We start from the raw sequence: 26,236 nt of genomic DNA on the forward strand, positions 1-26,236 counted from the left end.
AATCACCCCCTTGCCTCTGTTTCAACCTTGCCTTCTTCGATCCAGGCAAGCAGGTCGGCCACCTTGTAGCGGATACTTCGGCCCATCTTGTAATAGTTCGGCGGTAGGTGACGGTGGCGTCTTGCTTGGAGGGTTTTGACGGATAGCCCCAGCATATGGGCGGCTTCACGTTCAGAAACAATGATTCGTTCCGGTCTGCTCATGGTGCATTCTCCTTTTGTTTAAGGTTTTGAATGCACTCTAATAAGCGTCCCGGACACTAAGCCGCTTGGCGTCCGGGAAAAAATGAAATTATTTTGAAACTTTTCTGGCAGGCTGGATATAGCGCCGCATAAAAGAGCTAAGGCGTATTTCTCGAGGGGCGCGCTTAGAAGTTAAGGGCACAGCTTTTATAATATCTTTGGTCAGGTTTTCCGGGTCCTCTTCCATTAAAATGTCATAACGGATTCCTTCGGCTTCAATCTGAACATCCTCGTTATCTTCAAGTTCCCATGCAATTTCTTCATTGCTTAAATGACACAGCTCTTTTGCCAGGGCATCGGCCCAGGCTTGGCGCTTGTTTCTGCTGCCACCCTTTGCATCGGTCTGGGTAGTCATTTGATAAACGCGCGCGTACGCCGTCAACTGCCCAACCTGGAAAGCAAGTTCCGCGACCTGGTTCCCGGTGGCTTTTTGCAGCCGGTGGCAGGCAACAATGATTTTTGCAGCGTACCACTCCGGGCTGTCTTTTGGGTAAAGCTCCGCAATATGCCCATCTAAAAAGCCGTGCATCTCCACCCCGTCCGCGCGCTTCCATGATGTTTTCGGCTCGATCGGCAAACCACGGGCATCCAGGATGGTTTCGGCCACCTGCCGGGCCTCATCAATCTTTTTCAAGGCTGCCGGGAAAGGCACCCCGGCCAGGTCATCCATAGAAAGCTCTTGCCGTTCAATTCTCGTGAATCGCTTACCCTCGGTTTGCTTCTTCATTTTCGGCCTCATCAGTATTGGTGAAAGCGTTGTCCATAACCCCGGAGGCATCCCGGAGCGCCGAATCTCTTAAATGAGCATAGCGCGCTGTCATTTTCGGGTCTTTGTGGGTCAACAATTTTTGCAAAACATACATATCCACCTTGCCGCTGCTGGCCAGGGTCGATGCAAAGACGTGCCGCAGCCCGTGGCATGGCCTGAAGTTTTTCGGCAGCCCTGCGGCTTCCTTAATAGCCTGTATGGGCTTTTTCAAATCGGATGCTTTGCGCCCACCCCGGCCTGGAAAAACGTATGGGCTTTTTGTCCGTGGCAGGTTCTTCAAGGTTTCGATTGCTGATTGATTGATAGGGATGGATTCATCCCGGCCACCCTTGGGGTCAACGATACGGATAAACCCCCGGTCAAGGTCAACGTGCTGCCATTGTAACGCCAGAAGTTCGCCGCGCCTCATGCCGGAGTATAACGCCAATTTTAAAATCCCGGCACCCCGCCAGTCCTCGGCCTTTTCGATTGCCTTCATAAGTTTTTTTAACTGGTCAGGGCTTAAATCTTCCGTGGTTTCGTTGTTCACCTTCGGCATTTCAATATGAAGGCGCCCGGGATCAAGGGCAGGGCATAGGCCACGCTTCACCCCGTGGTTGATAATGCGCTTTAGCAAGACAAGCACCTGTTTTGCGGTGGCCGGTGCCAGATTCTTTTTTTTCAGAAGATTTCGCCGCAGCCGGTCAATATCCAGGGTAACGAGTTCACCAGGGGTTTTATCTGCAAACACCGGCTTTAAATGGCTTTGCCAGCGGTAACGATCATCCCGGATGCTTTTGTTGTCTGCCTTTGCCTTTTCAAATTCCTGCCACAACCGCTGCATGGTAGGCTTGCCCGCTTCGGCCTTTTTCTGTGCTTCCTTCTTTGCCTTTTCTTCCTTCCGGGTCAACCGGCGGCCCTCGATCAAATCAGTTCGGATGCGGGCGGCCTTGGCAGGGGTCATATTGTCGCGATACTGACCACCCACCTTTTCTTCCAGCTTTTTGTCACCCCGCTTGAAAGTGACGTAATACATTTTTTCAATGCCCTTGCCACCCGGTCGGGTGACGTCACGAAAATAAACGCCGGTGCGGTCTGTTTTTTTTCTTTTTGTGTCAGCCATGCTTGCCCCCTTCAAAATTTTTCCACCCTTATTTCCACCCCCCAGAATCAAAAACATGGGTAATGGATAGCAAAGGGTAAAAGCCGGGTCAAGCTCTAATTTCTTGATATTCAGGGATTTAAAGTATTAGGCAGGAAAAAATAGAAAATGGCAGAAAGCAGAATTTCACGGACTTCGAATCCGTAGGCCGCAGGTTCGAATCCTGCCGGGCGCGCCAGCAACTCAGGCATCTGAAATCAGACTTTTTACGGTGCCATCAGAATTTCTGTTTCCCTATTATTTTAAAAGCTTTAAGTCCATTTTGGCTTTAAAAATCTGAAATGCTCAGGATTCGTTTCCGGCCCCATCCAGCACCTTTCGAACTGTCCCGGCCATTTTGTCCCTGAGCACCGGCTTTAGCAAAAATGCGTCAATTTCCGGATTGCCGTTTTTTTTCTCAATGTGTTCGCTAAACCCGGTACACAAAATAATGGGCATTTCAGGCCGCAGTTTTTTGAACTCCCTTGCCAGCATGTCGCCGGTCATGGTCGGCATGGTCATATCCGTTATCACCAGGTCGATTTTTCCGGGTTGTGCCTTAAACGCCTGCAGCGCCTCCATGCTGCTGGTGCGGGCAATGATCGTATAGCCCAGACTCGCCAGGCTTTGCTGTTCCATTTCAACAATGGGCAGTTCGTCGTCAACCAGGAGGATGCATTCCGAACCCCGCGGGAGGGCTGTTTTATTTAAATTCCCGGGTTGTGGTTTCTTTCCCCGGATAAGCGGAAAGTATACATGAAAGGTTGATCCTTTGCCCACCCGGCTTTCAGCCTCGATGTATCCGTTGTGGCTTTTGACGATTCCGTGGACAATGGACAGACCCAGGCCCGTTCCCAGTCCTTTTTCCCGGGTGGTGAAATAGGGCTCGAATATGCGGTTGATGTGTTTTTCGGGTATGCCGGCACCGGTATCGCTTACTGCGATATGAGCATAGTCCCCCGGTCTCAGACCGGGGTTTCTGTTTTGGATGCTATTGTCAAAGCGGGTGGCTTCAATCGTTACTGTCATTGTCCCCACGCCATTTTCCATGGCATGCTTGGCGTTGGTGGCCAGGTTGATGATTATCTGGTGAAGCTGGGTGGGATCTGCATTGATCATCAGGTTATTATCGGAAATGTTTTCCACCAGGTCAATGGACGAGGGCAGGGTGGAGCGAAGCATTTTCAGGGCCTCTTTGATCATAGAGACGACAGAAACAGGGCGGGCGTCTTCTTCTATCGGCCGGGCAAGGGTGAGGATCTGTCGAATCAGGTCTTTGGCCCGCAGGCCGGCCTCGTTTATCCTGGCCAGGTTCTGATGAGGCAGCGAGTCTTTTTCCAAATGATCCTTCGTAAGCTCGGCATACCCGATAACCGATGAAAGGATGTTGTTAAAATCATGGGCAATGCCGCCGGCCAGGGTGCCGATGGCTTCCATCTGATGGGCGTGGCGAAGCCGGGCCTGAAGGCGTTGTTTTTCTTTCTCGGCGATTTTGCGTTCGGTCACATCCCGGGCGATGCCCCTGTATTTCAAAGGGCTTGCCTGGTCATCTTTTACAAGGGTAAGAGAGCTTTCGATATGGCGGATCGAGCCGTCTTTTCCGATCAATTCCCAATCGATAAATCGCCAGGGTTCGCCGGTTTTGTTCACAGACATCACGGCCCGGGAGATTTTTTTCCTGTTTTTTTGATCCATGAAATTTTTGGCCGGCATTCCAATCAATTCCTCCCTGGAACAGCCAAGTATCCTGCAAAGGGCCTGGTTGCAGAACAGGATCTTATGGTCCATGTCAATTTCATAAAATCCATCCTCGATGCTTTCAAGGATGTTTCGGTATCTTTGTTCGCTTTCCTGAAGGGCCTGCTCCATATTTTTTCGTTCGGTAATATCCACCAGCATTCCCTGAATGCCGGTGATTTCTCCGTTTTGGAAAATGCCCCGGGCGTTGGACATCACCCACACATACCCGCCGTCTTTGGTCAGGTAGCGGTATTCCGTTGCCACCCCCTTGCCTGAGGCGACTTTTTCAAAAAAGTCAAGCCGGTTGGGCAGGTCTTCGGGACAGACAAAGTCGATATAGCAGCGGCCGATGATTTCATCAGGCCTGTAGCCACTGATTTTTTCCACATTGGGTGTGATGTAGGTCACTGTGGCATCGAAATCAGTGAGATACAGGACTTCATTGAGGTTTTCGATGAGCTGGCGATAGGTGTCCCGCTGATCTTTGAGATTTTTTACCTGTTTTTTGAGGGCATTGTTTTCCTCCTGCAGGCGCTGGATTTGCTGCTGGGAATTTTTGCAATCAGGGCTTGAATCCATCATATGCTCCGACAGAAAGGGTAAAATCAAAACAAGGATATGTATGCAAAAAAGAGTTACTACAAAATTTCATAGTTTTACAACCCCAATGTTATCTTTTTTTATACACCTATTCTTGGATAAAGATGAATGCATATAAAATCGAACGCTTATTAAAAAATGTAGGTGTTTTCGCTGAAGACAAAGCCTGCCTGTTTTTTTTCGTTTTTTCCAAAATTTTGAAAACAATGACCACGGGCAGGGATGGGCTGCTTGGCTTCAGGCTGGAAAGGACACAACTCGGGGTTGATGTAAATGGCAGTACATGATTGAAAACAGGGCGGGTTGGATTCGAACTTTTGGCAGGCCTTATAAAAGCCCCCGGCCCTGGTACCACTTCATGGTCTGAACAAGGCCTTGGCTGAGGCTGACCCGTGGCCTGAATCCAAGCTCATTTCTGGCACGCTGGAGATCCCAGCCCCGATTGGTCGTAAACCCCGTCCCCCCGGTCACCAGAACCTTCATAGATTGCTCCTTTGTGTTTTATCAGCCGGTGTTTTATAGCCGGGTATACAGGGCCAGTACGGATTTTTAACAAATTTCTTGTATTGGATGCTCAAATTGCGCCGGCTCCTGGTAGTGAGCTCATGCGGCCATAAAGATTCTGTTGTGCTTATAGGTGCAGGGGCCATCATTGTCGGCTGGCTCTATGGAGTGGGCGGCAATTGATCAGTTTTTGCACTATGGGCATATGCGCGTCTGATTATTCCGCATCTATGGATTCCGGCCCGGTGAAGGATCAATAAAACATATTCGCTTAACCTCCGCCCGGCTCATAAGCCACTTTTTGACTGACGATATAAACCGGATATATTATGTATTACGGATAAAACGCTAAAAATTCTGGACACGATCTGTGAAGATGCGCTTATATCAATTGGATGAACCCGTTTTCCAATTGCCGCTTTGAAAGGAGTGCGTGTTGTGTTGCCGCCCCCCGTTCGCATATCAAGTAGGCGTTATGTGAAGACCAAGGAGTTGTAGAAAATGATTGCTGGAAATGAATTTGTGGAAATAGCCGCTATTTTGGGCATTGCAACGCTTACCGGAATCATCGGGCAAAAATTGCGGCAGCCGTTGATCATCATGTTTCTGGCAACTGGCATTCTGGCTGGTCCCTCGGTTCTGGGCATTATACATAGTTATGAGCAAATTGAGCTTCTGGCCCATATCGGCATAGCCCTTCTGTTATTTATTGTCGGGCTGAAACTCGATCTGAATCTGATCCGTACCACAGGTCCCGTCGCCCTGGCGACCGGCCTCGGACAGATCGTGTTTACGTCTTTTATCGGGTTTATCATTGCCATTGCCATGGGCCTGTCTTATCTGAGTGCGGCTTATGTTTCGGTTGCGCTTACTTTTTCAAGCACGATCATTATCGTAAAGCTCCTGTCGGACAAAAAAGAAATCGACTCTCTCCATGGCCAGATTGCTATTGGCTTTCTAATTGTTCAGGATATCGCCGCCATTTTGGCTCTGGTCGTCTTGACGACATTGGGGGCATCTGTTGGCGGGGAGAGTCCGGGTTATGTCTCGTTTCTGACGATTGGCGCAAAAGGTGTGGGACTGCTGGGTGCGGTTGCCCTGCTGATGAAATATGTCACTCCTTACCTGACCCGGCGACTCGCGCATTCCCTGGAACTGTTGACGCTGTTCGCAATCGCATGGGCGGTTATTCTCGGAGCGGGAAGTGATCTGTTGGGATTCAGTAAGGAGGTCGGCGCATTTCTGGCCGGTGTCTCACTGGCGTCCACTGCCTTCAGGGATGCGATTGGCGCACGGCTCACAGGCCTCCGGGATTTTCTCCTTTTGTTTTTCTTCATCGATCTTGGCGCTCGATTGGATTGGTCCATGGTGGGCTCGCAATTGGGTGCATCCCTTGTTTTTTCCCTCTTTGTTCTTCTCGGCAATCCGCTCATTGTTCTGGCCATTATGGGAATCATGGGATATCGTCGCCGCACCGGTTTTCTTGCCGGTCTCACGGTGGCCCAAATCAGCGAGTTTTCCCTTATCGTAGCGGCACTGGGACTGAGTATCGGCCACATTAACGAAGAAACGATGGGATTGATCACCCTCGTGGGGGTGGTGACCATATTCCTGTCCACCTACATGATCCTCTATTCCTATCCCCTTTATCGTATTCTATCCTCTCTATTGAAGATTTTTGAAAGGCGCAATCCTTACCGGGAGACGGACATAGACACCTTTGCGGAAACAAGACCAGTCGACGTCATTTTAGTGGGATTGGGCAACTATGGCAGCGGGCTGATGGAAAACCTTCTGCGACGAAAAAAATCTATCGTGGGAATCGACTTCGACCCCGGCAGTTTAGATAACTGGCGCAAGAAAGGGGTGCCTGTTCTTTACGGGGATATGGCGGACCCGGAGATGCATGAACAATTGCCATTGAAAAAGGCGCGATGGGTTATCAGCACCGTTGGTTCCGAAGAGATGAATTTGGCACTTATCCAGAATCTCAAGCAAGAAGGTTATACGGGAAAGGTGGCCTTGACGGCGACAAACAGCCAGGAAGCTGCGGAGTTTGAAAGAGCTGGCGCCAATTTGGTATTTCGGCCTTTTCAGGATGCAACGGAACAAGCGGCCGATGCGTTGACTTATGCGATGGATTTTCTTCCGGAAAGCGTAGATTGGCCTGTCTCGTTTCTCGAGTTGCGTATTCGTTCGGATGCCTCGGCCGCCGGGCGAACCATACGAGAACTTCCGTTATCGGCTTCAGGCATATCTGTCCTGGCGGTCAGTCGGGGAGGGCGCACCTTTTACGAGCCGAAGCCGGATTTCAGTGTTTTCCCGGCCGATCGGCTGCTCCTCATGGGAGATCCAGAGGGCTTGAAGGAGGCTGAAACCATGCTCAATCAACTTGAAGCGCAAAGAGATGCAGAAGACACAGACCGATTTGAAATAGCCGAAATCCAGGTGTCGGAGAATTCGGACCTTTCAGGCAAATCTTTGGCGGAGCTTCATTTCCGGCAAAAATTCGGCGCAAACCTGGTCGGCATTCGCAGAGGACAGGATCAGATCACAACGATCAACCCTGCGGAGCACTTGCAGGGGGGGGATTGTCTGATTGTTATCGGCAGGTCGAGCGCTATCAAAGAACTCAAGAGTCTGGCCCCTGTTTAGCGGCTCGGATGTCTCTTATTTCAAAACATTCTCAGGCGGAATGGAGCCACGGCATATGCCTGGATTGCGCCAGGATTCATTTTCCTGAATCGGTTTGATTCCGGGGCGGCAAATGGAAGGAAGGTTTTTTAGGTTGATATAGACGGGGTTCGACCCGTAAGCAGAAAAAAGGAATAATTTCTGTCCAGAAAATGGTTGCAGACAAGAACTGTCCGAAGCGGACGACCGGACGTGGCTGGATCGGCCAGGACGGACTCGGGGATGGTGCGGGTTTTCAATATCCTGGCCCCGAGCCAGACGCCGAAAGAAGATGCCGTGGCGTATTCGCCTGTTAAATGTTTAAAAAGCACTTCAGCGGCATGGCTGAAAAATTTTTTCCGGAGTTCCATGCTCCATTTGTCCCGGACAATGTCGCCGCTTGCCCCGTTTACAAAAACATCGATATCTTCCGGCCCGATCCCGTTGGCCTGCAGAAAATCGGTTAATTCTTCACACAAAAACGGAAAATCCGCGGGTCGGTAAACAGTGTGGAGGCTTTGCAGCAGGCACCAGGAGTGGGGAAACGCCTGACCGGAAACCGTGAAAAACGCCATTCCTTCGCCCTGGAGGGTGCCTTGTGTACGGCTTTCAAAGAGTTTCAGATTGCTTGTCTTTTCTTTTTTTACATATCCCAGCCTGGCATAATCGCTGTACTGGACGTGATGGGCCTGGTCAAAAGAACCGACCAAAACATTTTCTGCTTCCTTTTCCCGGACAAGCAGCATGGCGTCTTGTACGGCTGTTTCAAAGGCAAAGCCTCTGCCGGCATAAGTGTTGTTATACCCCATGCACTTGACCGTCAGGGCGATGAGACCGGAAAGTGCATTATAGGTGCTTTGCATAAAATAAGTCGGGGTGAGTTGCTGTTCATTCTGCTGCAGAATTTCGAGTAAAAATTTTCCCATGTCTTCCTGAAAACCGTAACCCGTGGCGGTTATAATGGCATCCGGTGTTTCCAGCCGGGCGTTTTGAAGACAGATAGTGGCGGCAGAAAGTCCCATGCGCAGCATACGGCTGAGCCGACGCATCTGGAAAGGGTTGATGTAATCTTTGAAATTCGGCTGAATGCAGGTCAGTACATTGCCGCCATACTCGGTGACCTCCGGCAGAAATGCTTCGTTGTCGTATGTCTGCTGAGGCGAAATAACGCCCGCACCGTTGATATAAATATTTGGGCCGTTGCCGTTGATCAGCATTTTGCAAAGAGCAGCGATGTGGTGCTCCCTCCGAAACCAAGCGAGTTTGAAAGAATATATCTGAGCCCTGCGCCCGGCCGCAATTCCGTTACCGGCCGTATGCCAAGCTCTTCCATGGGCCGGCTGAAGTTGAGATTGGGAAATATTGCATCATGCTCAAATCCCATAAGACAAAACGCCGCCTCCACGCTGCCGGCCGCAGAGGTGGTGTGCCCGGTGTAAGGTTTTGTGGAACTAAACGGCGGCACTTGATCCTTGAAAAGCGCCCGGACAGACAGACCTTCTGACAGGTCATTGTTTTCTGTGCCCGTGCCGTGAGCGTTGATATAATCAACATCTTCCGGGGCTATCCCGCCCATGGCCAGGGCTTTCCGCATCGCCTGAAGTGTTCCCGTCCCCTCCGGGGAAGAAGCGGTCTGATGAAAGGCATCATTTAAACTGGCATAGCCGCACAGTTCGGCAATGGCCTTTTTCCCCGGATGCCCCAGCCGCTCTTCGGCTTCGAGAACAAGGAAACCGGCACCCTCGCCCAGGTTCAGGCCGTTGCGATTGTGATCAAAAGGCTTGCACAAATCCCTGTCCAGAATTTTAAGAGAGTTGAAACCGTTGATGGTGACTTTGCTCAAAGCCTCGCTGCCCCCGCAGATCATAATATCGGCCAGCCCGTTTGCGATCAGCCGTGCACCGAAAATAATGGAATTGGCAGCTGACGCACAGGCCGTGCTGACCGTGGCGAGATACCTTTTCATGTTCAGGATATCGGCCATGCGTTCCGTGTGTTCCCCGGGATCTCCGGTATCAAGAAACGCAAGAAAGTCTCCGGTGCTTTCGGGGTCCTGCAGCTCGTAGTAGTAGCTTTCAAGCTCCCGGATTCCGCCGGCGGTTGTAGCCGAAACAAGACCCGCACTGGTCGTTTCGGCTTCCGTAAGCCCCGCGGAATCAATGGCTTCGCGTGCCGCAATAAGGCCCAGAAGCGTTGTGCGGGAAAAACCCGCTTTTGTCGGAACCCCTGCATAACGGCACAACGCATCGTCGGACAATTTGATTTCACAGCAGTAAATCTCATCACGATGAACCGTTTGGAGGAAATCAAGTCTTCCGTATCCGCTTCTTTCATTCCTCAGGGAGGCGAAATTCTCCGGGCCATTGCTGCCAATGGCGGTAATAATACCATAACCGGTTATAAAGACGCGACGATTCATATCTGACCGTTCTCGTAAACATATTCCGCGAGGGTCCGGACGTTAACCATGATCTTTCGTGCCACTTTCGAATCCGTGATTTTGATGCCGTAGTGTTGCTCCAGCATGACGGTCAGCTCCAGGGCGTCAATGGAATCCAGGCCGGTGACTTCACCAAACAGGGGCATTTCTTCATCGAGTTCCTCCGGATCCATGTAATCAATATCCAGGCGTTCCAGTATCTGTGATTTTAGCTGGGGGATCAGATCTTCAATAGTCGTGTGCATCATTGTCTTTCTGTTTATTTATTGCGTATCAACCCACATTTCTTAATCTGTGAATCAGGATACTTGCCGTTAACGCGGCAAGCGCAAATACTGTCAGTTTTATCAAATCCGGAAGTATCATAGATGTTCCGGCACTTCGCAGAAAAAGATCATTGAATGCTTCAAGCCCCCAGTTCAGAGGGGAATAGGGACTGATGTGCTGCATAATATCGGGCATGGCGAATACCGGCACCCAGACGCCGCCCAGGGCTGCCAGAATCACCACTGAAATGGCGCCGAAAGAAAGGGCCTGCTGGGGCATTTTAAAGTAAACGGCAATGAGCAGGCCATATCCCGTGGCAGCCATTGCAACCGCCAGACCTGTAAGAACGATGCCCAACGGGTTTGTTCCCAGCTCCAGTTTGCCAAAACCGATAAGGGGCATCAGGTAAAGACCGACACAGATCATTAAAGCCAGCTGCACCAGGCAGACAAACAGATAAAAGACAAACTTTCCCGAAATCACGGGCGTATGGGAGCCGGATATCAGGCGAAGCCGGAGCATACTGCCGTCTTCACGCTCCTTGATGAAATTTCCCGCCAGGGGAAACAGGATAAAAAACATGGCAAACATGGACCAGGCCGGCACGTTATGCTGAACAGCGCTAAGCTCAATTTCCGGGCGCTTTTTTTTGGAAGCAATCGCCTGGTCCACCCGTATCATCTCTGAAAAATCGGCTGTACTTTCCGGTTGCTTTCCGGTGCTGCCGAGCTGCGCCTGCATGGCCCGGACAAACCACTCAAGCTGGACACCGGCGATCCGTTTTTCCAGTGTCGCAGCCACGGTCTGCTTGTAATCGGCCTTGATCGTGGGTTCAAAGAGGATCTCCAACTTCACCGGGGGGTCATCTTTTTTGTCCACAGGTTGTGAAGCGGAACCATGGCGGGAAAAAATGTTATCAGCTGCGCTTTGTATTTTTTTTTGCAGGGAAGCTGTTGCGTTTTCGGGAACAATGACCGCTGCCTGATATTTTCCCCGCTGCACCAGCTGCCTTGCCTGGTCCCGGGTCAAAGTCTTTCCTTCTGATTTTGGGATCAGGTTGATGTTGGGCGAATCCTGCAACAAGCTCTCAATGGCCGCGCTTAAGGCATCACGGTCCTTGTCGACTATCAAAATGTCGATTTGGGTCTGCCGGAGCGCGCGAAAGGCGTTGGATTGAATACTGGTCATGACGATCACCAGGATCAGCGGCATAAGAAGAATCAGGGCCAGACTGCCCGGGTCCCGGACAAGGAGAAGAAATTCTTTCCAGATAGTGGCCAGAACCTTCAATCGCGTATGCCCTTTCCCGTCAGATTCAGAAATAACTGTTCAAGGCTTTCGCTCTCGTTGTTTTCGGCCAGCATCTGAGACAGTGTTCCTCCGGCGATCAGGCGGCCCTCGTCGATAATGGCAAGCTGCGAGCATATCTGCTCTGCTTCTCCCAGCAGATGGGATGAATAGAGGATGGTAACGCCCTTATCCCGAAGCCGCCTCATGTAATCGAGAATCATGGTGCGTGACTGCACATCCACGCCCGATGTCGGTTCGTCGAGAATAAGCAGGCCCGGGCGATGCAGCAGCGCCGCAATCAGGTTCAGTCTTCTTTTCATGCCTCCGGAATAATGGAGCACACGTACATCAGCTTTTTCAAGAAGGCCGAATTCCTCAAGCAAACCCCTTACGGCAGGACGTATGGCAGCGCCTTTAACTCCGTACATCCGGCAGAAATAGACCAGGTTTTCCCAGGCCGTCAGGGCCGGAAACAATGCGATCTCCTGCGGTGCGACGCCGATCCGGCGGCGGATTTCATTGCTGCTGCGCCCGGCATCAAGGCCGAAAACCCGGATGCTGCCCGCATCGCTTTTTAAAAGACCGCAAAGCATCATGAGGGTCGTGGATTTTCCCGCGCCGTTGGGACCTAAAAGCCCGAATATTTCACCTTCCTCTACAGCGAAACTGAGCTGGTCCACAGCCGGTTTCAAAGACCCTTTATAAACCTTGCGCAATCCGGAAACCTGTATTATCGGGGAGCTGGTCATGAAACGGCTTTTTTAAGCTCGGAAAAGATATGTTGTTCCCGGTCCGCAATTTCCCAAAGAATGGCCGAAACTGCCTCGTAGGTTTCATGCCCGCTGTTTCGTTTTTTGATGATTCTTCCGGCAATGGTGGCCATGGCCCGCCATCTGTCGCCGTCTTCGGTCATCTCGTGGGAAAGTTCCATAAGGCGCGGCTTGTCAAGCACATCAGAAGCCTCCTGAAGAAAAGCGGCGTAAACAAAACGGAAACCCGCTCCGCCGGTCCCGATTTCCTCCTGCATACGAATGAAATTTCCCAGGTAAAGGTCGGCTTTTTTTTCACCGAGCTTCTTGGGCCATTTCCTTATCTTCCTGGAAACATAACGGATACCCTTGACCCCGAAAAAAGGGAAAGGAATAGTAAGCATTTCCCGGCAGTTACGGCGGATTCCCTTGATCACGGCAGAAGGCAGATCGATCCGGTCGGGGATTTTTACGGGAAAGTACATCCGTCCCCGGGGTTCGAAGGCGCCGCGGGACCATCTCACACGCATCAATTCTTCGCAGGTAAGTGATACCGGCTCCTCCATGACCGAATCGCTGATCCGGTAGTGTCCGTTTTCCCGGCCGTAAACAACAATATTATGAACATTGAAGTGAAACCTGTAGGGTCTCGGGAAATAGGTCAGGTGAAACGCCCCGACCTGCAGACCCACCGGAATGCCCTGGTCGAGTGCATGGTCAAGGGCTTTCATGGACTCTTGCGGGTCCCTGAATTTTTTCCGGAATATTTCCACGCCCAGGGTGTTGGCAAGGCGCTTGAAAATCATTCCGGGCAACGGCCTGAAAGAAGTAACAGGAATGTTGATCATCTTGATAAACGGCAGGTAGGTAAAAAACAGGCCGGATCCGATTCCGAAAGCCATGGGTTCGCTGATGTCGAGGCCGTGGTATCGCAAAAGGTTTATGGCGGCACCGTTCTCACAATGAGCGGTTTGGCTGTGTTTTAATTCAATTGTCATGCGTCGCCCTTCTTTGAGGCAAATCCTGGGTGAGATCCGCTTTATTTTTCTCCAGGAAAAATTTTGGCCGTTTCAGGCCCCTTCACCAATTCATCCACTGAAATGTCCAGGACTTCTGCATACTTGCGGAGGGTCTCCGCATCCAGGCGCCGGAAATTCTTCGGTACCAGGTGAGACCTGATCCTGCGCTTTGGAATTTTTGTATACGCGGAAAGAAGGGAGACGTCAAACATCCCCCTGGCCATGTAAAAGCCCAGCGGACTCACCCGGCCCGCCTTAAACGAATCAAAGGCCTTTTTTGCTTCTTCACCTATCTGTTCCCAGGCCTGGAGCAATGCAGTATTTTTTGGCTCCCACCCGGAACTTAACACGCTTACATAACGGCCGTTTTCATCAACAGCGTAACAGAGCTCTCTGCTCCGCCCTTCCATCAGATTATCGTCGTCCTGAGGCACCTTATCTTTTTTCATCCCAATGCACCGTCCGAAGAATAAAAGCTTTGGCAGGCAATTCTTTTACTATAACTCCGATAAAAATAGATTCAGGCAAGCTTGTCTGTCAAGGGATATTTGGCGCCAAACAAAGGACGCAGCGCCCGCAGCAGGGCAATAAACGGCCTGAGGCAATCAGGGCTTCTTATTTATCATTGACCGGTTTGGACTTTTTTGTTTTACTGCCTGAAATCATTTTGAAGACATCAGAGGACTGCCATGGCATACCCGCCCTCAGTGAAAACCCTGATTCCCCACCGGGACAGAATGCAGCTGATTGATGAAATCGTTGATATCACATTCGAAAAGGCTGTCACCCAAACTGTGGTTTCAGAAAAATGGCCTCTTTTCCGGCAAGGATCCGTCGATTCCCTGGTCATAATCGAAATTGTCGCACAGACTGCGGCTGCCCTTTTTTCCTGGAAAACCGCTACCTGTGAGGGCGGCAGCGGCACCGGCAGCGGGCTTCTGGCAGAAATTAAAAATGCGGACTTTTACGCAGGCCGCATCCCCTTTCATACCCTCCTGACCACTATCGTAAAACCCCTCTACGGCGTTGATAATTATACGGTCCTGGAAGGCACTGTTCAAACAAAGGCGCGGACGCTGGGCCATGTTGAAATTGGAGTATTAGGTGCGGACCCATTTTGTTGTCCCTGTTGACAGGTTCGGCCGATTGAGATCACAAACCGAGTGAGACGAACATGAAAAAATCCGCAACGATTCTGACCTTGATGATTTCTGCTCTTGCGGTTGTTTTTTTTATTACAGACGGCTCTCCTGCTTTCGGTGCCGATACAAAGGCTTCCAGCAAAGAAAACAAGGATAATTTCCGGCAGCAGCGGATGAAAATGATCCGGCAGCAAATCAGGGCGAGGGGAATTGAGAACCCGGAAATCCTTGCCGCATTTGAAAAGGTCCCGCGGCACAGATTTGTTCCTGAAAGGCTGAAAAAGTATGCTTACCAGGACCGCCCCCTTCCCATCGGAGAAGATCAGACCATTTCCCAGCCTTATATCGTTGCCCTGATGACCCGGAGCATCGAACCGAAAAAAAACGACCGGATTCTGGAAATAGGCACTGGTTCCGGCTACCAGGCGGCAATACTCGCAGAACTTGCTAAGCAGGTCTACACCATAGAAATTATTGAGTCCCTGGCTGAATCGGCACGCACAACCTTGTCAGAGACAGGCTGTGAAAACGTTTATGTCAAAACAGGCGACGGCTTCAAGGGATGGCCCGAGCATGCGCCTTTTGACGCCATAGTGGTTACCTGCTCCCCGGAAAAGGTGCCCGAACCTTTAAAAGAGCAACTTGCCGGTGGCGGGCGCATGGTGATTCCGGTCGGCCAGAACTATGATCAGAATCTTGTACTTTTTGAAAAAAACAAGGGACAACTCATTGAAAAGCAAATTCTTCCGGTTCGTTTTGTTCCCATGGTGGACGAAAAGGGCAGAACCTACTAAATGCCCGGACTGAAATACGGAAATAAGCAGAGCGGTTCAATTTTTCAGGGGGTTAAAATTTTACAAATCGATTTGATGAAAATTTTTATAAGGTTTTTTCTTGATGCCCAAACGAAATGAATCTCAAGTGGGACATGAAATAATACAATTGCTATGATATAGAGTCTGCTTGCTTTTCATGCAGTGTTTTAACCTGGTCATGGTTGTCAGCCCTGAAAGGCGGAGGTTTTCCTTTGGCAAAAGCAATGAGCTATCGCAGGGTTTTGCCACATACGCCGCAGCTCTGTTCGTGTCCACGCAAAACATGGACCGGCCAATTTAAAACACCTGATGCATGTCAAAACCCAATTGCTTTGTAACATGTCGCAAAGCCGCCCGGCCACAGACTCCTGGCCATTGATACTTCCGAAACAACGCCTGTTTTATCTATTGGTATTGGTTAAAAACTTGAAAATCGAAAAAGATAGATTGCAATGAATGCTGAATTCTTAATCGCAGCCTCGGCAATGGCAGGTTTTCTTATCGCCATTCACGTGCTGGAAAAACGCAGAAATGCAACGCGCAAGCCCACTGAACAGGAAATGCTTTTTTTTCTGGCCAGGATGACTGAAACTTCGGAATACGACCAGTTCATGCGCGCTGCCGAGGCATGGGAAATATCCAGGCACAAGGTTGAATCCGATTTCAAGCGCTTTCTTTTTCACTCAACCTTGCCTTATTATGTCCGGGACCATCTAAGGAAGGCGGTAGCATCAAATCCTGCCATTCTGGGCCCGGCGGCCAACTGTTTTACCGGCACATTGATTCCAAAGAAAAGCTGCGGTCCATAATCAGAAAAGGAACTCGGTAAAAACCTGCTGAAAATTCTTTTCAATTTCATCAAGAACAGCTCTGATCCATCGTTTGTGAATCCCTGTGATGCTGCAGTGCTGAAAAAGACATTTCGCCTGGCCAAGGGCCCCGTCAGTGGATCATTCTGGAAAACGATGCTGCTGACGCGATTATTTTTAGAACCGAAATGGTCTGTCAAATTCGCAACCTCAATATCAATACCGCACAGTGGCATAATTCGGTGTTATCTGTTCATATCCGCTGTAGCCGCGGAAAAATTGAATTTATCGGATGAAATGTTATATTAAGAAAAGGGGTCTTTAGGAAGATATGGGCAACGTATGAAGGAAACGAAACATTCGGTGATATTTTTAAAATTCAATCCCGCCAAGCGATCTTTTCATTTAAACAAAAAGGGAAACGCATAAAATGTATAAAAAAATTATGGTTCCGTTGGATGGTTCACAACTTGCCGAGTGCGTGCTGCCCCATGTGGAGGCTTTCATCAAAGGATTTAATATCAGTGATGTTCTTTTAGTACGTGGGATGGAACCTGTTAATCCCGATTTTAGAACTTTGGATAACACTTTCGATGGCGAGATTATACGCCAGGTCCAGGAAGGCTGGCGGGAAAAAGAAAAACAGAGAGAGGCTTCAGTCAAAGATTACCTTGAAAAGGTCGCCGAACATTTCACGCAAAAAACAACCACTGTACATACGAAGGTCTTGATCGGGGATGTTGCGGAAAACCTGGCTGATTACGCCGACTCAAATGATATCGATCTTATTATTATGGCAACCCATGGCCATTCCGGGATAACCCGTTGGGTAATGGGCAGCATGGCGGAGAAACTCTTTCGCTCCGCAAGCGTGCCGGTATTTATGGTGCGAGCCACCGAAGCGAAAGGGTAAGTGTAACCGGTTAATGTCAAGACAGTTGTTTTTTCAGTAGGCCTGTATGCGCTTGATACAGGGGCTATGCCCACGAATCAGATCCGCAGTCTGTTTGTGGGCACTACATTCCGCCCACAGGCGGTGAGAGGGCTACCTGATCGCCGTCCTTAAGGACCGTGTCGAAGCCGGCCACCTTGCTGTTGACAAAGATAACCTTGACATCTTTTTTGGGGAGCCCGAGCCGTTCAACGAGGGCATTGACTGTTTCGCCCTCAGTGATTTCGTTTTGAACGCTGTCGCGAAAATCGCAGATATCTCCCTCGGCCAGGGTGGCAAAGCACTTGAGATGAATTTTCATGGGGTTTCTCCTTTAGCACCTGTTTGATTTTGCTGGGTTTTTCCGTGCCTTTGCATAACCCGTTCCCCGTGGGGTTCGGGCACTGCTTTGTTCCGCTTCTGCCCATAGAAGATCACAACCGGCAGACCACGGGATCCTCCACGGGGATCTTGTGGACATCCTCCAGGATCGGATTGCCGGTGCGCCGGGCCACGGCGCGCAGCATGCCTTTGAATAACCAGCAGTGGGCCGGCAGGAGCGCGTACCAGTATCCGAGTCCGGCAATGCCGCGGGGCAGAAATCGCGACACCATGTCCACCGCCACCCGGTCGGGACCCTGAGGATTGATCACAAATTCGAGCAGGGCATCCCCGGGGGCCTTCATCTCGGCCAGCAGAAGCAGACGCCGGGGCGGTTCCACGGCCACCACGCGCCAGAAGTCGAGACCGTCGCCCACGCGCAGTTCCTCTGGATGACGGCGCCCCCTGCGCAGCCCGGGTCCGCCCACGGCACGATCCATCATTCCCCGTAGACGCCACAGGGGCTGGGCAAAATAATACCCGCTGCTTCCACCAATGCGGCGAATCGTTTCCCAGACCGCTTCCGCTGAAGCGGCCAGGATGATCCGCTGACCTACGCGCAGCACGGCGCCGCCTGCATAGTCGGCATCCCCGCAGGTGGTCCATTCCGGGGGCATTTCCCCTCGGCCGTCGAACCAGCAGGTATCCACCTGCTCCTGCCGCACCCGCTCCAGGGCCTTGCGGATCGTCTCGCGGCTGCTCGCCAGTTCCACCGGGATCATCTCCTGAATACGGTTGTCGCTGCAGATCACCGGGATGCTTAGTCCCTCAGCCAGGGGCTGGGCTATGGAGGCCGGCACAGGGGTGACCAGATGAACCCATTTGGCGCTCAGCCAGGGGGTGAGTACCGGCACCGGCATGATCATCCGCTTGCGGAGGCCGGCCTCCTCGGCGTAGATGTCGATCAAATCGTGGTAAGTCACCACGTCTGGCCCCCCGATGTCGAAGGTCTCTCCCACCGTGCCCGGCGCTTCCAGGCAGCCCTCGAGGTAATCCAGAACATTGCGGATGGAAATGGGCTGGCAGGGCGTTTGCACCCAGCGCGGGGTGATCATGACAGGCAGCCGGTCCACGAGGTAGCGCATCATCTCAAATGATGCGCTGCCTGCCCCCAGAATCATGGCAGCCCGCAGATTGGTCACCGGCGCTGTCCCGGCCTGGAGGATCTGCTCCACCTCGTGGCGCGATTTGAGATGCCGGCTCAAGGCTTCGTGACTCTTTTCCCCAAGTCCGCCGAGATAGATGATGCGCTCCAGATCGTTGGCCCCAGCTGCGGCCACCATGTTTTCGGCGGCTGTGCGGTCCGCTGCGGCGAACTTTCCCTTGTGGGCATTCATGGAATGGATCAGGTAATAGGCGGCTCCGCAGCCACGGGCGGCGTCGATGAAGGCCTGCCGGTCCAGGGCGTCGGCGGCGACGACCTTCAGGGAGGGATGCCGCCCCCAGCCCCTACATAAGAGACGTTCAGGGGAGCGCGCCATGGCCCGCACTTGGTAGCCGGACTTCAGGAGACGCGGGATTAGGCGGCCGCCCACATAGCCAGTACCGCCGGTGACCAGAATCGGTTTGTTTTTCATTCAGAAACCTTTCTTCAGTGGCCGGCGGGCGTTCCCACCAGTTGCCGGGCGCGAAGATTCCAGCCGGAGGAGTCCTCTACAAAACATAAAACACGCAACTTCAATCTGCCAACATTTTTCCGGCGTCTTTCGTATTATCCCAAGGACTCAAAAAAAGGGCGCGAACCGGCGCCCTTTTTTGTCCCAAACCTGTATTAATGGACATTATTCGCTGTAACCGCTTCCCACGATCAGATTGTTGTTCGTTTTCTGGACGTAGGAGTGCTTCATAGCGTCCTTCCACATATAGTCGGCGGTTTCTTTGCCCTCCTTTACAGCGGCAGCAATCGCTTCATATACCGGCGGGGCAACTTCCTTCAGGCTCTTTCCGGCAAGGGAGGGATGCACCACCAGCATGCCGTTTTCTTCCAGGATAAAGACGTAGGGATCATAATCATTGGCGTTGACCGTCTTGGCGTCCTTGCCGCCATTGATGGCAGCCACCACTTCTGCGACGTTCTTTTTGGCCGCTTCCTTGCCCCCGGCCAGTGCATTGCCGGCCAGACACAAGCAACAGAACAAAACGAGCAGTACGATGACGATTCTTTTCATGTTCTTCTCCTTTTTTGATGGGTCCAAACGGTTTTTCTTTCGTTGTCCGCATAACGCGTGCCGTCGGTTCTATCTCCTCCTTTGCGTTCTTGGTAATAGGAACTGGCTGGTACATCCGGGAAATGTCGGGATGGATTCATGAATACAACCTAATTGGATATGGTTTGCGTTTTCACCAGGTAACTGCCCTTAAGCGGTTTCCAACAAAAAAAGCCGAACCACCACTATTAATGGCAGCCCGGCTGTCTCGAAAAAGAAGTCCAAGGAAAACAGGTGTCGGTAAGACCCGAAACTTTCCGTCCCAACCTCACGATTGGTTTGGCTTTATCATATTAATAAATATGATTCTTAAAAATATACGTGTCAAATTTTTTTGGGGTCATCCGGTAGATGCCGTGATAATCTGGAATTCCTGCAATGTTGATCGAAGCATCAGGGACATCGGTGGTCATACCTATGGTGCGGCGAAAATGTGGCCTGTCGCTTTAAGGAATTCAGCAGGACTTAGAGTGGCAGTACTGCCTCGCCGGCGTGGTGCAACCCGCTGCGGCTGCAAAGATTTTGGCGTTTACGCAAACGGGAAAAAGCGACGACGTCCTTGACATTGACCGTAAATAAAGCAATGCGGAGGGACTGAAAAAACGGTCAGCGCAGGGTGCGAAAGCAGGTTCTGATTTCCTCGACGAACAGTTCCGGCTGCTCAAAGGCAGCAAAGTGACCGCCTTTCTCAAGTGCATTGAAATAAATCAGGTTGGGGAACCGTTTTTTTGCCCAACGTTTGGATATTTTGAAAATTTCCTTTGGAAAAATGCTGCAGCCAACCGGCAGCTCGATAGTGTTGAAATCAATATTGCCGAAACTTTCCCAATAAATACGCGCAGAAGATGTCCCGGCGTTGGGCAGCCAGTACATCATGACATTGTCGAGCAGCTCATCCCGCGTCAGAATATTTTCCGGATGGCCCTGGCAATCCATCCATTGATAAAATTTTTCCAGAATCCATGCGGCCTGGCCCACGGGCGAATCGGCAAGGCCGTAACCGAGCGTCTGGGGCCGGGTGCTTTGTTGCTGGGAATACCCTGAATCGTAATTTTTATAGAACTTCATGGCCGCCATGGCTTCTTGTTCCAATTCAGAAAGATTTTCCATGGTGTCAGGGTCAGGGCGCGCCATCGGCATGTTCATGTGCAGGCCAATACAGTTGCCCAGATTCTGGGTTCCAATGGCGGCCGTCACCATCGAGCCCCAGTCGCCGCCCTGTGCGACATAACGCTTATAGCCCAGCCGCAGCATCAATTCATTCCAGGCGGTTGCGATGCGTTCTATATTCCAGCCGGGTGCTGTTGGTTTATCTGAAAAGCCAAAACCGGGCAGCGTGGGACAGATCAGGTGGAATGCATCCCTTGCCGAACCGCCATGGGCTTCAGGGTCGGTCAAGGGTTTGATAACCTTCTGGAATTCGACAATAGAGCCGGGCCAGCCGTGGGTCAGAATCAAAGGCAGGGCATCTTCGTGCCTGGATCTGATGTGCAGAAAATGGATGCCGAGCCCGTCAAGAACTGTTTTGAAACCGGGCCATCGATTAAGCCGGGATTGCCTGGCGCCCCAATTATAATTGTTCATCCAATAGTCATGGATTTTTTTCATATATTCCAGCGGAATCCCCTGCGACCAGTCCTCAGGTGTTTCCTTATCCGGCCATCGGGTCAGTGCAAGCCTTTTTCCCAGATCTTCCAACTCCGCATGACTTGCTTCGATGGCAAAGGGAACAATCTCACTCATAGCATTTGTCCATGGTTTTCAACTCCATTTTTACTTTTCCCGTGCTTGCTCCATACGGTTTAACTGGTCTGCCACTTCCTGCAGCCTGTCGATTGCATCCTGGAGCCCTTTACGCACGGATTTCAGCCTTTCGGCGGGAATAGCCTCATCGTCCGGTTTGATACCTGCCTTATATTCCTTCAGATTCGCATCTTCCTTAACAGGGGGTGCCACCGTGGCCTTTTTCCCCACGAGCGCGTCAACAGAGTCTTCCAGACTCGCGTGCATAACCACCCGGCGGCTGTCGGCAAGGATAATGCGCCTCAGTTCCGGGAATTCAAGGGCTTCGGGCTTTAAAAACACCGGTTCGGCATACAGCAGACTCTGCCCCAGCGGAATTACCAGGATATCGCCGCGCATGACCTCGGAGCCCACCTGCCCCCAAAGGGTGAATTGCTCGGATATCACCGCATCGTTGTCGATCCTGGCCTCCACCTGCCTCGGACCGTCCACATGTCGGCCGGCGGGAAACTCATACAAAATCTTTTCGCCGTCCATTCTTGCGGCCATCCATCCTACCAGGTTGTGGCGCTTGTCAGGCGTAAAAGGCTGGATCAGAAGAAATTCTTCCTTTTTCTCTCCGGGAAGCCGCGCCACGATATAATACGGCCTCAGTGTTTCGCTCTGTCCGGAGGCGGCGTGCTGCGGTACCGACCATTGATCTTCCTTGTTGTAAAACACCACGGGATCGGTCATGTGGTACTGGAGCAGCATCCGGGTCTGGACGCTGAAAAGATCCATGGGATAGCGAACATGATCCTGCAGGAAATCGGGCATTTGATCTGCTGATTTAAAAAGGCCGGGAAATATTTCCCTGTATGTCTGAATAATGGGACACGATTCGTCATAAACGTAGTAGTCCACATTGCCGTTATACATATCAACAACCGCCTTGACACTGTTTCTCATATAGTTGAACTGTCCCTGCCAGGCTGTGGAGTAGGGATAACGGGCGGTTGTGGTGTATGCATCCTGGATAAAAAACTGCCGGCCGTCTGCCACCACTGTATAGGCCTCCCCGTCGCGCTTTAAAAACGGGGAGATTTTGGTAAAGCGCTCGGCCACGGTTCGCTTGTACTGGATACGGCTCTCTTCATTGATTTCCCCGGAAATCAAAATATTGAGATCTCTGAACTGCCAGGCATACAAAAGCCGCCTGAAAAAAGAGCTTAGTTCAACCCCGCCTTTCCCCTGGTAATGGGTATAAACCGGACCCTCCTGTGCGGGATAATTGAATTCTTCCATGTCACTGTTGACAATGGCAAACGGAAGGCTTTTTAATCCGTAATAAATCTCCGGGCGCTCAAGCTTGACCTTTCCAGTGGGGGGCAGATCCCGAAGGAAGAAATTCGGGCGGCCGCCTTGTGCCACTTCTGTTACCGGGCTCATTGCGACCCCGTAGCCATGGGTGAACTGGAGATAGCGGTTGACCCAGCGCTGGGCCTCCGGGGGCAGCTTCTCCGAGGACAACTCCCGGGTGGAGAGCATTACCTGGCGAAGATCCCCGTCGATCATGTAGCGGTCGGTCTGCACACTTAAAAAATCGTAATAAAGCCTGAAAAACTGGATTTGATTATAACTCTGCAGCAACGGGCCCTCATCCCAGAATCGCAGATTCTGGATGGTGCCCTGGTTTTCATCAATTGTTTCAGATCGGACCTCGCCGCGTGCAGGATGGCTTTTAGCCGCAATATCTGCAAGCCCGTAAGCCTTTCTAGTGAACTCGATGTTTTTGGCGATATACTCCCTTTCCCTGGCCAGTTCACTGGGCTCCACCTGCAGCCGCTGGACAATGCCGGGCAGGGCCGCTATGCCCAGAATGCTTAACGCAAGCCATACTCCGATACCTGCGGCAATCAAGCGGTATCCTCCGAAACGGGTGGCGGCCAGAAGCGTGCCGCCGGCGCCGATTGCAATAAAAGTCAAAATCGTGCGGGCCGGAATGATAATATTGTCGTCCGTGTAACCGACTCCGAAAACCGTGCCGGTCTTTGAAAACAAAAGATCGTATCTCCCGAGCCAATGGCCTGCGGCAATCAAAAAGAAAATAAAAGAGCCGAGTATGAGCAGGTGCGTTTTCATGCTGCCTTCAAAGGAAAAAGCCTCACCCTTGAGGTTGGCTGTGAGGTAATAAAAAGCCGCGACAAAAAGAATGATCACGACAAACACGCCCAACAACCAACTTCTCAGAAAGTTTAAAACAGGCAGTCCAAAGACGTAAAAGGATAGATCACGCTTGAAAACCGGGTCAGCCTCATTAAAAGAAGCTCCATTAAAAAACCGCAGAAAAGCCTCCCAGTGAGCGGAAAAATAAACCGCCAGCAATATGGCCCCGAGCACGATAGCGAGTATGCCGACCCACAGAATCAGCCGCCGGGCGCTCTTATAGCCTTCCCGGGACAGTTCCTTTCCCTGCCGCCATTGATAATCAGCAGTGTTTCTGTAAGCCGCATACAAATTGGGCGCCGCCAGAGCGACAAAAACCAGCACTGCAATCAGGTAAAGCCATATCTGCGTGGTTATGCGGACAAACAGCACCTGCTCATGGCCGAGGCTGGAAAACCAGAGCCAGTCAGTATAAAATCCCCGCGCCCAGTTTAGACCCATTAAGACGCCCAGCACAACCAGCCCAAGCAATATGAGCCGGACGAACCGTGTAAGCCTGGGAAAATTAATATCTTCCAGACGAAACGGTCGTTGCGGCGTGCCTCCCCCCATATCACCGGTTGTATAAAAATTTGTCATCAGCAAAGACCCGTTGTTTTATGGCTGTTTTTTTTGATTTATTCCAAAATAATAACATCAAGCATAACTTTTTTACAAAGATTTGTAAATTACTTCCGATTTTCTTCAAATCTCAATTGCAAATAACCTCATTCCGCAAAATAGAAAATTGTTAACTGCTCTGATTCCCATTGGTTTCAATAGCCTGATTCTCTTAAATACTGAATATGGCTTAACTTCAAAACAATTCAGTTCAAAATTGAAACAACGCAGCCCGGGTATGATTTTCTGCCAAATCTCGAATGCGCCGAACGGCAATAACGCAGACAAGCCAATATGGCGCCATCAAAACAGGCATATCAAACACCAGTTGACATTTATTATGAGACATTTTTTCCACCCGATGCCCGGTGGCATTGATTCCGCGGACCCGCCCGGCCCAGTATGTTTCATCAATAAAATCCGTAACCTCAAAGAAAAATCGCGGTCCGAAAAAGGTCTGAACAGAACCGGTGGACCCGGATGTGATGAATCGATCACGACATCGCACGGCCTTGACCGACGGCCCCCATAATGGCCAAAGATGGGTGTCGGTGATGATTTGCCAGACCCTTAAACTTTTGTCCCATTCACACCGGGTGAAGCCGGTTTTCCTGGACCGTCTGGTAGCAAAAGACGCCGGGCCGCGTCAGCAGCTTTACAGCCCGGGCGACCAATTGACACTGTCTTATATTTTTCACCCCCGAAAGGCAGACATTGAGCACGAAACACGCCTGGCTGCACGATCGATCATCTATTCCAAGATTATTCATAAAGAAGAAAACACAGAGAACAGCAAAGCGTTTGTGCACATAACGGATGAAAAAGCCTGTATCCGGATGGTCAAAAAATTGTCCATCAATGATTGCTGGAGATTGTATGGATTTATAAGGAAGGTCCAGACGATTGAAGCGCTCAGAATTGTTGAAAATTTTTTGGAACCTCCCGCTGTTCAGGAAGAAAAATAACGAGTCCGGTAACACACGCAAAAACGGCAAAAATCCCCTGGGACGTGCCCCGGGCAATATCGATTATGGTGATGGACCCCGGATAATTTCGGACAAAAAGGACAGGTTGGTCAGAAGTGTTTACACCAAATAATTACCACATCCAGTATCACGAGAAGTGTTTGGATACGGATCTATTCCTTTGCTTTCGGGTTTATTTTTCTTCCATCTTGTGTGTTCATGCCATAGAGCATAACAAAATGATAATAACTACGAATATCTACATATTTTTGCAAACATCAGTACACCAGCCATTTTTTGACAGATTGAGATTGCGGATATAGGTTTAGAACATCCCAAATGCTTTTGATCTTAAAAATGGTCAATTCTGTCGCCGGACTGATGCTTCATTTTTGCAACAGGCCTCAATAGACCCATCGGCGCATTTTTTGATCAACTGTGTTCCAGGAGATGGAAAATGCGAGATCCCTCCCCATTCCTGGCAAACCTCAGAATTTCACGTACGGCTAAGTACGCTGCATTCTTCGAAATTGCGCAAGCCTTGATTTTGAACTGTTTACGGCACCATCTGAAATCAGACTTTGACGAAGGCATCAATGTTTATTTGAGAAAAATTCGATCCGCTGGACAGGATCCGGCGGGCACAATGCATCTCATCGGGGAACATCTTAGCCCCAAAATACTTTTAGGAACGCTGCTCTTTGTTCTCACGGTATCCAAAAAGCAGTTGATAAAGGTACTGGACATTTGGAGCGATTGCGCAAGGGGTTCCAACCGGGAGCGAATGAGACTGTTGTCCGGAATTGCTGATATTATGGGTAACACCATTGAAAATATCAAACTGCACCGGCAAAGCCTGGTGGAAAAAAAGGACCACTTTTTTGGTTCAGTCAATTTCGGAATGCAAAGCCAATCCGGACCTGCAAAAAAAACTGGGTCATCCGGTAGATGCCGGGATAGACTGAAATTCCCAGATAGTTGATCGAAGACTCAAGCACATCGGTCGGACCGGCGGCGGCCCGAGA

At 50.8% G+C, this 26,236-nt stretch carries 25 protein-coding genes and 1 riboswitch; of the genes, 7 read left to right on the forward strand and 18 right to left on the reverse strand.

Translation table 11 applies throughout. The annotated features are described in order from the left end of the window. Positions 1 to 2: 2 nt before the first annotated feature. The 4 genes from HNR65_RS16870 to HNR65_RS16885 all read right to left on the reverse strand — a co-directional run bounded on the left by HNR65_RS16870 (position 3) and on the right by HNR65_RS16885 (position 4,450). Positions 3 to 203: a helix-turn-helix transcriptional regulator gene (locus tag HNR65_RS16870; protein WP_181552703.1), complete on the reverse strand. Its 201-nt coding sequence runs from the start codon at positions 201 to 203 to the stop codon at positions 3 to 5. Between the two features lie 88 nt (positions 204 to 291). Continuing rightward, a complete protein-coding gene (locus tag HNR65_RS16875) occupies positions 292 to 969 on the reverse strand; it encodes a hypothetical protein (RefSeq protein WP_181552704.1) in 678 nt (225 codons plus the stop codon). Then, positions 947 to 2,113, reverse strand: a complete 1,167-nt coding sequence (locus HNR65_RS16880) for a tyrosine-type recombinase/integrase (RefSeq protein WP_181552705.1) — start codon at positions 2,111 to 2,113, stop codon at positions 947 to 949. Before HNR65_RS16880 ends, HNR65_RS16875 begins: the two co-directional genes overlap by 23 nt. Before the next feature lie 324 nt (positions 2,114 to 2,437). Further along, on the reverse strand, positions 2,438 to 4,450 hold the full coding sequence (locus HNR65_RS16885) for a PAS domain-containing hybrid sensor histidine kinase/response regulator (protein ID WP_181552706.1): 2,013 nt from the start codon (positions 4,448 to 4,450) through the stop codon (positions 2,438 to 2,440). Between the two features lie 125 nt (positions 4,451 to 4,575). Here HNR65_RS16885 and HNR65_RS16890 point away from each other — a divergent pair, with 125 nt between their 5' ends. Continuing rightward, positions 4,576 to 4,758, forward strand: a complete 183-nt coding sequence (locus tag HNR65_RS16890) for a hypothetical protein (RefSeq protein WP_181552707.1) — start codon at positions 4,576 to 4,578, stop codon at positions 4,756 to 4,758. 40 nt (positions 4,759 to 4,798) lie between these two features. On the opposite strand, the gene HNR65_RS16895 is transcribed toward HNR65_RS16890, so the two are convergent. Further along, positions 4,799 to 4,954: a hypothetical protein gene (locus HNR65_RS16895; protein ID WP_181552708.1), complete on the reverse strand. Its 156-nt coding sequence runs from the start codon at positions 4,952 to 4,954 to the stop codon at positions 4,799 to 4,801. A 522-nt stretch (positions 4,955 to 5,476) separates the two neighbouring features. Here HNR65_RS16895 and HNR65_RS16900 point away from each other — a divergent pair. Further along, positions 5,477 to 7,630, forward strand: a complete 2,154-nt coding sequence (locus HNR65_RS16900; RefSeq protein ID WP_181552709.1) for a monovalent cation:proton antiporter family protein — start codon at positions 5,477 to 5,479, stop codon at positions 7,628 to 7,630. Between the two features lie 128 nt (positions 7,631 to 7,758). Here the strand turns inward: HNR65_RS16900 and HNR65_RS16905 are convergent, their stop codons facing one another. Genes HNR65_RS16905 through HNR65_RS16935 form a run of 7 tightly spaced genes read right to left on the reverse strand, consistent with a single transcriptional unit; the run spans position 7,759 to position 13,862 of the window. Further along, positions 7,759 to 8,865 carry a beta-ketoacyl synthase chain length factor gene (locus tag HNR65_RS16905; protein ID WP_181552710.1) on the reverse strand — a complete coding sequence of 369 codons (1,107 nt, stop codon included), beginning with the start codon at positions 8,863 to 8,865 and terminating at the stop codon, positions 7,759 to 7,761. Beyond that, complete coding sequence (locus HNR65_RS16910) at positions 8,859 to 10,067, reverse strand: beta-ketoacyl-[acyl-carrier-protein] synthase family protein (protein WP_181552711.1); 1,209 nt, start codon at positions 10,065 to 10,067, stop codon at positions 8,859 to 8,861. The genes HNR65_RS16905 and HNR65_RS16910 overlap by 7 nt, the downstream gene beginning before the upstream one ends. Continuing rightward, positions 10,064 to 10,336, reverse strand: a complete 273-nt coding sequence (locus tag HNR65_RS16915) for a phosphopantetheine-binding protein (RefSeq protein ID WP_220128431.1) — start codon at positions 10,334 to 10,336, stop codon at positions 10,064 to 10,066. The genes HNR65_RS16910 and HNR65_RS16915 overlap by 4 nt, the downstream gene beginning before the upstream one ends. A 25-nt stretch (positions 10,337 to 10,361) precedes the next feature. Then, positions 10,362 to 11,645: an ABC transporter permease gene (locus tag HNR65_RS16920; protein ID WP_181552712.1), complete on the reverse strand. Its 1,284-nt coding sequence runs from the start codon at positions 11,643 to 11,645 to the stop codon at positions 10,362 to 10,364. Then, positions 11,642 to 12,361, reverse strand: coding sequence for an ABC transporter ATP-binding protein (locus tag HNR65_RS16925; protein ID WP_220128432.1), 720 nt, complete (start codon positions 12,359 to 12,361; stop codon positions 11,642 to 11,644). The genes HNR65_RS16920 and HNR65_RS16925 overlap by 4 nt, the downstream gene beginning before the upstream one ends. A 29-nt stretch (positions 12,362 to 12,390) precedes the next feature. Continuing rightward, positions 12,391 to 13,392, reverse strand: a complete 1,002-nt coding sequence (gene darH / locus HNR65_RS16930; RefSeq protein WP_181552713.1) for a BtrH-related acyltransferase DarH — start codon at positions 13,390 to 13,392, stop codon at positions 12,391 to 12,393. 41 nt (positions 13,393 to 13,433) lie between these two features. Then, positions 13,434 to 13,862 carry a DarG family dialkylresorcinol biosynthesis protein gene (locus HNR65_RS16935; RefSeq protein ID WP_181552714.1) on the reverse strand — a complete coding sequence of 143 codons (429 nt, stop codon included), beginning with the start codon at positions 13,860 to 13,862 and terminating at the stop codon, positions 13,434 to 13,436. A 240-nt stretch (positions 13,863 to 14,102) separates the two neighbouring features. Between HNR65_RS16935 and HNR65_RS16940 the strand changes: the two genes are divergently transcribed. The 4 genes from HNR65_RS16940 to HNR65_RS16955 all read left to right on the forward strand — a co-directional run bounded on the left by HNR65_RS16940 (position 14,103) and on the right by HNR65_RS16955 (position 17,092). After that, positions 14,103 to 14,546 carry an ApeP family dehydratase gene (locus HNR65_RS16940; protein WP_181552715.1) on the forward strand — a complete coding sequence of 148 codons (444 nt, stop codon included), beginning with the start codon at positions 14,103 to 14,105 and terminating at the stop codon, positions 14,544 to 14,546. Positions 14,547 to 14,587: 41 nt separating this feature from the next. Next, positions 14,588 to 15,349: a protein-L-isoaspartate(D-aspartate) O-methyltransferase gene (locus tag HNR65_RS16945; protein WP_232364819.1), complete on the forward strand. Its 762-nt coding sequence runs from the start codon at positions 14,588 to 14,590 to the stop codon at positions 15,347 to 15,349. A gap of 473 nt (positions 15,350 to 15,822) precedes the next feature. Then, on the forward strand, positions 15,823 to 16,179 hold the full coding sequence (locus HNR65_RS16950) for a hypothetical protein (protein WP_181552716.1): 357 nt from the start codon (positions 15,823 to 15,825) through the stop codon (positions 16,177 to 16,179). A 430-nt stretch (positions 16,180 to 16,609) separates the two neighbouring features. Continuing rightward, positions 16,610 to 17,092 carry a universal stress protein gene (locus HNR65_RS16955; RefSeq protein ID WP_181552717.1) on the forward strand — a complete coding sequence of 161 codons (483 nt, stop codon included), beginning with the start codon at positions 16,610 to 16,612 and terminating at the stop codon, positions 17,090 to 17,092. A 103-nt stretch (positions 17,093 to 17,195) separates the two neighbouring features. Here the strand turns inward: HNR65_RS16955 and HNR65_RS16960 are convergent, their stop codons facing one another. The 6 genes from HNR65_RS16960 to HNR65_RS16985 form a co-directional block, all read right to left on the reverse strand. Next, positions 17,196 to 17,432, reverse strand: coding sequence for a MoaD/ThiS family protein (locus HNR65_RS16960; RefSeq protein WP_181552718.1), 237 nt, complete (start codon positions 17,430 to 17,432; stop codon positions 17,196 to 17,198). Between the two features lie 112 nt (positions 17,433 to 17,544). Further along, positions 17,545 to 19,068, reverse strand: coding sequence for a DUF2867 domain-containing protein (locus HNR65_RS16965; protein WP_181552719.1), 1,524 nt, complete (start codon positions 19,066 to 19,068; stop codon positions 17,545 to 17,547). 204 nt (positions 19,069 to 19,272) lie between these two features. After that, positions 19,273 to 19,659, reverse strand: a complete 387-nt coding sequence (locus HNR65_RS16970) for a cache domain-containing protein (protein ID WP_181552720.1) — start codon at positions 19,657 to 19,659, stop codon at positions 19,273 to 19,275. Positions 19,660 to 19,888: 229 nt separating this feature from the next. Continuing rightward, positions 19,889 to 19,992, reverse strand: a riboswitch (cyclic di-GMP riboswitch). Between the two features lie 312 nt (positions 19,993 to 20,304). Further along, positions 20,305 to 21,441 (reverse strand): epoxide hydrolase family protein, encoded by a 1,137-nt coding sequence (locus HNR65_RS16975; RefSeq protein WP_181552721.1) that lies wholly within the window; start codon positions 21,439 to 21,441, stop codon positions 20,305 to 20,307. Positions 21,442 to 21,471: 30 nt separating this feature from the next. Further along, entirely contained in the window at positions 21,472 to 24,225 is a 2,754-nt protein-coding gene (locus HNR65_RS16980) for a UPF0182 family membrane protein (RefSeq protein WP_181552722.1), read from the reverse strand. Between the two features lie 608 nt (positions 24,226 to 24,833). Beyond that, positions 24,834 to 25,241 (reverse strand): hypothetical protein, encoded by a 408-nt coding sequence (locus tag HNR65_RS16985; protein ID WP_181552723.1) that lies wholly within the window; start codon positions 25,239 to 25,241, stop codon positions 24,834 to 24,836. Between the two features lie 427 nt (positions 25,242 to 25,668). On the opposite strand from HNR65_RS16985, the gene HNR65_RS16990 reads away from it, so the two are divergent. After that, positions 25,669 to 26,193: a hypothetical protein gene (locus HNR65_RS16990; RefSeq protein WP_181552724.1), complete on the forward strand. Its 525-nt coding sequence runs from the start codon at positions 25,669 to 25,671 to the stop codon at positions 26,191 to 26,193. Positions 26,194 to 26,236: the final 43 nt, after the last annotated feature.

It is taken from the genome of Desulfosalsimonas propionicica, from assembly GCF_013761005.1.
Lineage (GTDB): Bacteria > Desulfobacterota > Desulfobacteria > Desulfobacterales > Desulfosalsimonadaceae > Desulfosalsimonas > Desulfosalsimonas propionicica.

Bases quoted from the DNA above. Each gene is read 5' to 3' on its own strand.
- HNR65_RS16915 (WP_220128431.1), bottom strand. From the start codon at position 10,336: ATGATGCACACGACTATTGAAGATCTGATCCCCCAGCTAAAATCACAG.
- HNR65_RS16885 (WP_181552706.1), bottom strand. From the start codon at position 4,450: ATGGATTCAAGCCCTGATTGCAAAAATTCCCAGCAGCAAATCCAGCGC.
- HNR65_RS16965 (WP_181552719.1), bottom strand. From the start codon at position 19,068: ATGAAAAACAAACCGATTCTGGTCACCGGCGGTACTGGCTATGTGGGC.
- HNR65_RS16955 (WP_181552717.1), top strand. From the start codon at position 16,610: ATGTATAAAAAAATTATGGTTCCGTTGGATGGTTCACAACTTGCCGAG.
- HNR65_RS16945 (WP_232364819.1), top strand. From the start codon at position 14,588: ATGAAAAAATCCGCAACGATTCTGACCTTGATGATTTCTGCTCTTGCG.
- HNR65_RS16870 (WP_181552703.1), bottom strand. From the start codon at position 203: ATGAGCAGACCGGAACGAATCATTGTTTCTGAACGTGAAGCCGCCCAT.
- HNR65_RS16895 (WP_181552708.1), bottom strand. From the start codon at position 4,954: ATGAAGGTTCTGGTGACCGGGGGGACGGGGTTTACGACCAATCGGGGC.
- HNR65_RS16880 (WP_181552705.1), bottom strand. From the start codon at position 2,113: ATGGCTGACACAAAAAGAAAAAAAACAGACCGCACCGGCGTTTATTTT.
- darH (WP_181552713.1), bottom strand. From the start codon at position 13,392: ATGACAATTGAATTAAAACACAGCCAAACCGCTCATTGTGAGAACGGT.
- HNR65_RS16890 (WP_181552707.1), top strand. From the start codon at position 4,576: ATGAATGCATATAAAATCGAACGCTTATTAAAAAATGTAGGTGTTTTC.
- HNR65_RS16910 (WP_181552711.1), bottom strand. From the start codon at position 10,067: ATGAATCGTCGCGTCTTTATAACCGGTTATGGTATTATTACCGCCATT.
- HNR65_RS16980 (WP_181552722.1), bottom strand. From the start codon at position 24,225: ATGACAAATTTTTATACAACCGGTGATATGGGGGGAGGCACGCCGCAA.
- HNR65_RS16990 (WP_181552724.1), top strand. From the start codon at position 25,669: ATGCGAGATCCCTCCCCATTCCTGGCAAACCTCAGAATTTCACGTACG.
- HNR65_RS16960 (WP_181552718.1), bottom strand. From the start codon at position 17,432: ATGAAAATTCATCTCAAGTGCTTTGCCACCCTGGCCGAGGGAGATATC.
- HNR65_RS16950 (WP_181552716.1), top strand. From the start codon at position 15,823: ATGAATGCTGAATTCTTAATCGCAGCCTCGGCAATGGCAGGTTTTCTT.
- HNR65_RS16905 (WP_181552710.1), bottom strand. From the start codon at position 8,865: ATGCTGATCAACGGCAACGGCCCAAATATTTATATCAACGGTGCGGGC.
- HNR65_RS16935 (WP_181552714.1), bottom strand. From the start codon at position 13,862: ATGAAAAAAGATAAGGTGCCTCAGGACGACGATAATCTGATGGAAGGG.
- HNR65_RS16940 (WP_181552715.1), top strand. From the start codon at position 14,103: ATGGCATACCCGCCCTCAGTGAAAACCCTGATTCCCCACCGGGACAGA.
- HNR65_RS16975 (WP_181552721.1), bottom strand. From the start codon at position 21,441: ATGAGTGAGATTGTTCCCTTTGCCATCGAAGCAAGTCATGCGGAGTTG.
- HNR65_RS16970 (WP_181552720.1), bottom strand. From the start codon at position 19,659: ATGAAAAGAATCGTCATCGTACTGCTCGTTTTGTTCTGTTGCTTGTGT.
- HNR65_RS16875 (WP_181552704.1), bottom strand. From the start codon at position 969: ATGAAGAAGCAAACCGAGGGTAAGCGATTCACGAGAATTGAACGGCAA.
- HNR65_RS16900 (WP_181552709.1), top strand. From the start codon at position 5,477: ATGATTGCTGGAAATGAATTTGTGGAAATAGCCGCTATTTTGGGCATT.